Below are 4,385 nucleotides of genomic sequence, written 5' to 3'. Positions count from 1 at the left end.
AGCGCGGCGTCTTCGGTCCCATCGCCGCGTCATGCACGAAGGCTCGCTTACGCCACTTCGCGACTGTCTTGGGGTTCAGTCCATGCTGGGCGGCAAGATCTTTGAGCGGAGCTTTCGATCGCTGTAGCGTTGCTCTGACCGCGTGCGTGGTCGTGGCGCAGCCGTGAAGAACCTGTCCCATAACGCCTCCCGGTGTGCGGCGGTTACAGCTAAATTGATGCCACCACACCGCGGGACTGCACACCTAGCACCTGCGGGATTCTGCCAGATTGCCAGACGTCGAAGAGGCCGCGCGTCAATTCAGCTACTTCGATAGAGATGCCGGCAGCATCAGAGCCGCCGGCATCTGCAGAGCTTGATCAAACGGCCTTGCGGTGACGCTTGGGCGCGCTCTCTGTCATCAATCCTGGGCGTCCGAGGCCGATGGCCTTGGCCAGCTCGGAGCGCTGCGCAGCGGATCAAACACGCCGTGAATAACACACAGCGGCGTCTGGAACGTTTCGAACTGGCAAACGCCCCTGGAATGATAGGGGCGTGAAGTAGCCGGCCTCAGCAGCTTGACAGTGAGTGATGCTGCGCGGATGCCAATGTCTGACGAGACGGCGCAAAGAGCTTAACTAGGACTTCGCTTGCCGAGCCGAGTTTGCTTTACGGGAACTTTCCGAGGTTGCCGCCCGTATACTGAGTCAAGCATATTGCGATAACTGCAGAGCAGGGCGCGAGAAGGCTGTGGGCAGTCCGTTGATCCAGCGGCTACAATATGCCGGCAGCCTCTCCGATGCCGAACAAGATGCCCTGCAGGCCCTGACACCCGCCTTGCGATCCGTTGAAGCTCGACGGAACGTCACGCTCGTCCAACACACGGACACCGTGCACGTCATCATGAGCGGCATGGCGTGCCGCTACAAAATCCTGGTCAGCGGAGCACGCCGGATTGCTCAATACCTCCTGCCGGGTGACCTTTGTGAGGTGCACGCCTCTGCACAATATCCTTCCGACTGGAGCCTCGCAGCACTGACGCCCTGCAGCGTCGTGGAGATAGCCCGCGAGAGGATGGCGGAGCTGGCAGAGGCCCATCAGGGGATTGCCCATGCCCTGTGGTGGGCCACCCTGGTGGACATCAGCATCGCGCGGGAATGGCTGGCCAATGACAGCCGCCCGGCCCCGAAGCGGCAGGCGCATCTCTTCTGCGAGTTACTGGTTCGAATGCAGGCGGTGGGGCTTGCCCTCGAGAACAGCTTCAAACTAGGCCTGACGCAGGCGGACTTGGCTGACGCCACCGCAATCTCGCACGTTCACATGAACCGCGTCCTCCGGGAGTTGCGCCGCAACGACTTGATCTTCCTTGAGGACGGCCGATTGACCATCCCAGATGTTCGACGGCTCAAAGCGTTCGGTGAGTTCGATCCCGGATACCTTCACCTCAAAAATGGGCAATCAGGGCTCTAGCCGCTCTCACCTCTTCTCAAAACCCTCCACACCAACAGGCACTCGGCATCTCCCCCGTTCACATCAACCGCGTCGCGCAGGTATCGCGCACGCGATTGAACACAGTGGCCGCCCTTTCAGCCGGATCGCAACCTGCCGCGCATGAGAGCTGTTAGACCTTTATGAGCATCTGGCGCCGGAGGGGCTCGGAGAGGCACCGACGGTCGGTGCCGGTGCTCTGCCTCAACTTAGAATTGCGTCATGATCAGCATCCCCGCTGACAAACCCAGGAGTGATCCACAGGTCCCAGCAGGGACCCAGGATCAACTTGAGCTCGTCCTGTCAGCTCTCGACGCCATCGGCGAGGCTGTCGTCATCACCGGAGCTCAACTGAAGCCCCCTGGTCCGATCATCACGTACGTCAATCCTGCCTTCACACGCATGACCGGCTACTCGGCCGAGGAGGCGGTTGGGCAAACGCCGCGCATGCTGCAGGGACCCCAGACGGACAGGACGGCGCTCGATCACCTGCGCTCGGATCTGGAGACACGCGAGGCCTTTCAGGGCACAGCGATCAACTACCGCAAGGATGGCAGCACCTATACCCTCCACTGGCACATCACGCCCCTGCGCGATGAGGCTGGAAAGATCACTCACTGGATCGCTCTGCAGCGGGAGATCAAACCGGGCGAGCCGATCGGCGAACAGCCAGAGGAGCGGGTCGGTCGCGTCCACGAGATCACAGCCCAAGCTGCAGTCGGCGTGGCCCAGAAGGTCGGCTTGTCCGCCGATGCCGGCCATCTAATGGAGCAATTGGCGCAGACATCCGCCGATCTTCAGAAGCAGGTGCACAACACGCTTGGGCTGGTACGCTCCATCGCACGTCGAACTGCTGACACCAACGAGGCCTTTGCAGCGTATGCTGCGCATCTGGATGGCCGTATCGACGCGTTGCAGCGCCTGCAAAGCGCGGCGATGCAGAACCCGCCGGGCGGCCTTGATCTCGAATGGCTTGTGGGGGACGAGTTGCAGGCGTTCGAGATGGCGGATGTGGATCGGATCCGCATCGCCGGGCCGCCAGTCAGCCTTCTGCCCCAGGCTGCCGAGACTTTCGGCCTTGCTGTTCACGAGCTTGCGACGAATGCCCTGAAGTTTGGAGCCCTGTCGGGAAGCAACGGCTTTGTCTCGGTGAGATGGCGCGTCCACTCGCGCGGGCGCGAGCCGCGCCTTCTGTTCCGTTGGGCGGAACGTGGGGCATCGGAGCCAGTGTCGCCGCCGTCGCAGGCCGGCTTTGGCCTGCTGCTGCTGGAGCAAATCCTGCCCGCTGATCTCAACGCGCGCTCAAAGCTGCGTTTCGAGTCGAGCGGTCTCGTCTGCCGTGTGGATCTGCCCATGTCCTCGCAGGTTCTGCAGATTGCTTGAGCCGCTTCTGCGGATGTCAGGACGGAAGCGCGGACATGTCCGTCGTCAGATGATTTGGGACATTCAGCGGTGTTCAGGAGCGGAGGCTTTGGTCCATCTGGGGTAAGAGGTTAGGTGGCCTGCGCGTGGTGGCGCAAGCGGCGATCCATCACGGTCTGGCGCTTGATGCGTTCCCGCTCGGCCAGGATCCCTTCGCCGCGTCCGAAGTAGACGTCAGCGGGCGTGAGGTTGCTCAGGCTCTCGTGAGCTCGGCAGTGATTGTAATGCTCGACGAAGGCCGCCACCCGCGCTTCGAGTTGTCCAGGTAAGTAGGTGTGTTCGAGCAGGATGCGGTTCTTGAGCGTCTGGTGCCAACGCTCGATCTTGCCCTGCATTTGCGGATGACAAGGCGCACCGCGGATGTGGGTCATGCCCCGGCGGCCGAGCCAGTCGGCCAGGTCGCTGGCGACGTAGCTTGGGCCGTTATCGCTCAGCAGGCGGGGCCGATGCGTTACCCGCGCCTGATCGAGTCCAGCCGCACCGAGCGCCAGGTCGAGCGTGGCAGTGACGTCGCTGGCCTGCATCGTAGTGCACAGCTTCCACGCCACGATGTAGCGCGAGAAGTCGTCCAGCACGGTCGACACATAGTACCAGCCCCAGCCAACGACCTTGAGGTAGGTGAAGTCCGTCTGCCAAAGCTGGTTAGGAGCGGTGGTCTTATCGCGGAACTCGTCGGCGGCCTTGATGACGATATAGGCCGGGCTGGTGATCAGGTCCTGAGCCTTGAGCAGCCGGTAGACGGTCGCTTCCGAGACGAAGTAGCGACGCTCGTCGGTGAAGCGTACCGCCAGTTCACGCGAGCTGAGTTCAGGCTGCTCCAAGGCCAGGGCAACGATCTGCTCGCGGATCTCCGCAGGTAGGCGGTTCCAGACCCGGCTCGGCCGCGAGGGATGGTCGCTCAACGCCTCGGGGCCGCCGTGCTGGTAAGCGTCGTACCGGCGGTAGAACGTCGAGCGGGTGATGCCGAGCTTGCCCACGGTGGCGCGCACCGGCAGATGGGATTGCTCGACCAGCCGGATGATCTCCAGCTTCTCGGGGGCCGGGTACCTCATGCCTGGTCGCCCCCAACCCCGCTCATGCTTATGGGATGGCCCGCCCCTCACTGAACCGTCGTGGCATTCTTCTGCCACGGACACGTGGAGGGATCTGGAATGGCAAAGAGCTCGATCGCCGTGCTGGGTATCGACCTCGGCAAGAACAGCTGCAGCCTCGTCGGTTTCGATGCGGCTGGAGTTGTCGTCCTGCGCCGCCGGGCGCGGCGTGAGACAGTCGTCGGACTGACGGCCAAGCTACCGGCTTGTGTGGTCGCGATGGAGGCCTGCTGCGGCGCCCATCATCTCGGCCAGTTGCTCGTAGCGCAGGGGCACACCGTCCGTCTGATGTCGCCGGAGTATGTTCGACCCTACGTCAAAGCGCAGAAGAACGACGACCGTGATGCCGAGGCCATCGCCGAGGCAGCCACACGCCCGACCATGCGCTTCGTGCCCCTCAAGGCG

General features: G+C 62.8%; 3 protein-coding genes and 2 pseudogenes. 3 read left to right on the top strand and 2 right to left on the bottom strand.

Going from position 1 to position 4,385, the window contains the following annotated elements; translation table 11 throughout:
• A pseudogene (locus tag ACXJL8_RS35085) lies at positions 1–181 on the bottom strand (IS481 family transposase); the annotation flags it as partial.
• Positions 182–729: 548 nt separating this feature from the next.
• Between ACXJL8_RS35085 and ACXJL8_RS35080 the strand changes: the two are divergent.
• Positions 730–1,449, top strand: coding sequence for a Crp/Fnr family transcriptional regulator (locus tag ACXJL8_RS35080; protein WP_456686457.1), 720 nt, complete (start codon positions 730–732; stop codon positions 1,447–1,449).
• Positions 1,450–1,689: 240 nt separating this feature from the next.
• Positions 1,690–2,850: a PAS domain-containing protein gene (locus ACXJL8_RS35075; RefSeq protein ID WP_456686456.1), complete on the top strand. Its 1,161-nt coding sequence runs from the start codon at positions 1,690–1,692 to the stop codon at positions 2,848–2,850.
• Positions 2,851–2,960: 110 nt separating this feature from the next.
• On the opposite strand, the pseudogene ACXJL8_RS35070 reads toward ACXJL8_RS35075, so the two are convergent.
• A pseudogene (locus ACXJL8_RS35070) lies at positions 2,961–3,971 on the bottom strand (IS3 family transposase); the annotation flags it as partial.
• Positions 3,972–4,061: 90 nt separating this feature from the next.
• Here ACXJL8_RS35070 and ACXJL8_RS35065 point away from each other — a divergent pair.
• A partial coding sequence (locus ACXJL8_RS35065) for an IS110 family transposase (protein WP_456686458.1) occupies positions 4,062–4,385 on the top strand: 324 nt, incomplete at its 3' end.

Source organism: Bradyrhizobium sp. P5_C11_2, assembly GCF_054049755.1.
Note: the sequence above shows the minus strand (reverse complement) of the source record. Positions and strands in the feature narration are given on the sequence as shown.